This is a genomic window from Vibrio sp. 10N.222.52.B7, assembly GCF_041474275.1.
Taxonomy (GTDB): domain Bacteria; phylum Pseudomonadota; class Gammaproteobacteria; order Enterobacterales; family Vibrionaceae; genus Vibrio; species Vibrio crassostreae_C.
Window position 1 is genome coordinate 1 of record NZ_JBFRTU010000746.1, and the last position, 381, is coordinate 381.

The window sequence follows — 381 nt, forward strand, 5'->3', positions numbered from 1 at the left end:
AGATTGAATTGTCGACCATTCGGATTCCAATTCAGAAGAGACTCTTTTACCCACCATGTTTCCAGCTCGGCTGTTGGCGAGAGTTATGCCTTTCCATGATGTAATAAGGATTTTTCCTTCGCCATCAAACAAGTTACGTGCAAGCAATTCGCTTTGGCTTTGAAGCTCAAACAAAGACAAGTCAAAACCAATTGAGCCAATGATTTTCCCGTCTTGTTTGATTGGTTGGCTGATGGTAGTGATGAGCTCTTGCTTACCGCGAACTGGATAAAAATAGGGTTCCATCACAAATGTCTTACCGGTTTGGTATGGCATTAAGTGCCAGTCGTCTTTGCGCTCACCGTTGCTGTTGAGTTCGGTATTGCTGAAGCTCTCCATTGC

General features: G+C 44.1%; 1 pseudogene. It reads right to left on the minus strand.

The features are described 5' to 3' along the window. Positions 1–381, minus strand: a pseudogene (locus tag AB4512_RS25100) (cache domain-containing protein); the annotation flags it as partial.